Here is an 803-nt window from a genome sequence, read left to right as displayed (position 1 = left end):
GCTTCACCGCGGTCCAGCAGCTTGCGGAACATCTCAACGCCGGTGCAGGTGGTTTTCGAAGTGTCGCGGATGCCGACGATTTCGATTTCGTCGCCAACGTTGATCACGCCGCGCTCAACACGACCGGTTACAACGGTACCACGGCCCGAGATCGAGAACACGTCTTCGATCGGCATCAGGAACGGCTGGTCCACAGCACGCTCAGGGGTGTCGATGTAGTCATCAACAGCCGCCATCAGTTCCTTGATCTTCTCTTCGCCGATTTCCGGGTTGTTGCCTTCCATCGCGGCCAGAGCCGAACCTGCGATGATCGGAATATCGTCGCCGGGGTATTCGTAGCTGGACAGCAGCTCGCGCACTTCCATCTCAACCAGTTCCAGCAGCTCTTCGTCGTCAACCTGGTCCACTTTGTTCAGGAACACGACCATCTTCGGGATGCCAACCTGGCGGCCCAGCAGGATGTGCTCACGCGTTTGCGGCATCGGGCCGTCCGCGGCGTTCACAACCAGGATCGCGCCGTCCATCTGAGCGGCACCGGTGATCATGTTCTTGACGTAGTCGGCGTGGCCGGGGCAGTCGACATGCGCGTAGTGGCGGTTCTCGGTCTCGTATTCCACGTGGGCGGTCGAGATGGTGATGCCGCGCGCTTTCTCTTCCGGCGCACCGTCAATCTGGTCATACGCTTTGAAGTCACCAAAATACTTGGTGATCGCTGCGGTCAGCGTCGTCTTGCCGTGGTCAACGTGGCCAATCGTGCCGATGTTGACGTGCGGTTTTGTACGCTCAAACTTTTCCTTTGCCAT

The 803-nt window shown here is 58.9% G+C and carries 1 protein-coding gene; it reads right to left on the bottom strand.

Annotation, left to right across the window (positions count from 1 at the left end):
* The coding region (locus ACR0CR_RS20390) for an elongation factor Tu (protein WP_480602741.1) at positions 1-803 on the bottom strand (803 nt) is incomplete at both ends.

The organism is Ruegeria sp. AM2 (genome assembly GCF_056540685.1).
The sequence above is the reverse complement of the archived record's forward strand: the minus strand, read 5'-3'. Positions and strand labels throughout refer to the sequence as shown.